1 protein-coding gene and 1 pseudogene are annotated in these 1,822 nt (G+C 54.1%); both read left to right on the top strand.

The genetic code is table 11. From position 1 onward, the window contains the following. Positions 1-564 (top strand): annotated as a pseudogene (locus JX325_RS16115) (DNA primase); the annotation flags it as partial. A gap of 686 nt (positions 565-1,250) precedes the next feature. Continuing rightward, positions 1,251-1,822, top strand: a 572-nt coding sequence (locus tag JX325_RS16110; protein ID WP_204792059.1) for a Cas9 inhibitor AcrIIA9 family protein, incomplete at its 3' end; no start/stop codon positions are given.

Below are 1,822 nucleotides of genomic sequence, written 5' to 3'. Positions count from 1 at the left end.
AACGTTATCAGCGACGACGATCCCCAGGCCCTGGAGAAACTCCAGGCCCGGCTTGAAAAGCTGGAGGCGAACCAGAAAGAGATGCGGGCCGTTAATACCTACTACCGGAAGCACAAGACCCTGGACGGCTGCCCCGGCCTGCCGCCCACGGAAGTCGAGCGGCTGAAAGCCAAGATGGCTCACTATCGGACAGAGAAACCCTATGCATCCTATGAGCTCTCCGGCAACAATGCCGAGATTCGCCGAAACAAGGCCCGTATCGCACAACTGACCCGCCAGGCGGAGCAGGGCTACTACGGTTGGACGTTCTCCGGCGGCGAGGTCCAAATCGACAAGGAAGCGAACCGCCTGCAAATCATGTTTGACGCCAGGCCGGACAGTAAGCTCACGCTTGCACTCAAACATAACGGTTTTCACTGGGCCCCCAGCATCGGCGTCTGGCAGCGGCAGCTGAGCGACAAAGCGGTTTGGGCTGCCAATGGCATCAAAGACATCTGGCCTGATACCGGGGAAAGCCCCAGCGACTTCCAGCGCCGGGCCAGAGAGGAAGCGGCTGCTGACTGACGGCTCTGCCCAGATGCAATACCCCTGGGACGGCTCTCCGTTCCGTGGGCTTCTATGTAAAAACCGTCGGCAGGAATACATGCCAGAATTGCCATTTCCAAAATATCCGTTTTTTGCAACTTTTTTCAATAGTTGGCTGTGTCCATTTAGAATTTCAAAAAGGAGCACAGAGCATTGCGAGCCGCGCAGGACTCCGGCAGCAGCGGATACATGGCTGTATTTTGTGTTTCTTTTCAAATTTTTGGCGTTAAAAAGATGCACAAGGGGAAAAGCCGTGTAAGCCTTGTGCCGCAGTCAATACAGCGGATGGCTAAATCCTGTGTGTACTTTCTGAAAAGCTGCGAAAATAAATAGACACAAGCTCAACCAATACAGCCGCAAGGGATTGAGGCTAGTTGTGACCGATGTATAACATTATTACAGAAAGGTTGAAGAAATATCCCATTTTTAATACCCAGTGTGTATTATAGGCATGTCAGAAATGCGTTAAGCAGGTCTTGAAAAAAAGTTATACATCGGTCACAATAAAAAAACTGAACTTTTTCGCTATTTTCAGCCCTGGCGTGTATTAAGCTCTGACCTGTATTCCTCCCCCGCTTTCTTCTCCTATGCATGTATCTGGCGAAGCATATCAGTTCCAACAAGCGCCTGAGCAAAAATTCTGCATCGAAAGAAAGGAGGCCCCCATGAGTATTTTCTCTGAAATGGCGATTGAGGCCCGGAACGATTCACGGGCAAAGGCCTGGTCTGCCCAGGCAGCTGTTCCGGCGAAGCCGGCGGGCCATCCGGAACCGAAACCGGCGGAACCGGCCCCCGCACCTGATCCGGCTCCTGATAAGCCCCGCTCCAGCGAGTCCGCCGGACAGCTCCAGCTTGACCGCATTGCCGCCATGAACGACCAGGACGTGACGGCATTCTCCGTCCAGCGTGTCAGCGCCGACACGGAGCGTATTACCCGACGTAATATGAAAGACTGCGTGTCCGAGCATATTCAAGCTCTGTGCCGGAAGAATCCGGAGTTCGCACGCCGGGTCTTGCATCCCCGCAAGACTATGGTGCATTGCTTCCAGTATATCTATCGCAAGGCCCGTGAGTTCGCCGTGCGTGAGATGAAAGAGCTGGGGGAATCCCACGAGAACGGCGTCTACGCTCTCGACATCCCGGACGGCCTTTGTTATCAGTGGGCCGAGGCGTATTTCAACGACCCGGACGCTCCCGAGGACCAGGACAAACCCAAGGCCGTATCCAAGCCTGCTTC

Origin of the sequence: Oscillibacter sp. CU971, assembly GCF_905219725.1 — a bacterium.
In the GTDB taxonomy this organism is placed as follows: Bacteria; Bacillota; Clostridia; order Oscillospirales; family Oscillospiraceae; genus Oscillibacter.
The sequence above is the reverse complement of the archived record's forward strand: the minus strand, read 5'-3'. Positions and strand labels throughout refer to the sequence as shown.